Here is a 202-nt window from a genome sequence, read left to right on the forward strand (position 1 = left end):
CATGTAGTAGTACGCGCGGCCGAACGGGTCGGGATCATCCCCCTTCGTCGGCGTCGCCGACGAGTCCGTGAACGCCGTCGTCCCCGGCGCGACCGGCGCGACGAGCGTCGCGGAGGAGGGGGTGAAGGTCTGGCTGATCGAGCGGTGGACCTGGTACTCGACCAGATCGTCACCGGTCCCGATCGGGTCCTTGTCCTGGTAG

1 protein-coding gene is annotated in these 202 nt (G+C 68.3%); it reads right to left on the reverse strand.

Annotated features, from left to right (window positions below; all coding sequences use genetic code 11):
• Window positions 1-202: hypothetical protein (locus tag IO20_RS37350; RefSeq protein ID WP_037637122.1), on the reverse strand; the 202-nt coding region annotated here is incomplete at both ends.

It is taken from the genome of Streptomyces exfoliatus, assembly GCF_000725545.1.
Classification (GTDB): domain Bacteria; phylum Actinomycetota; class Actinomycetes; order Streptomycetales; family Streptomycetaceae; genus Streptomyces; species Streptomyces exfoliatus.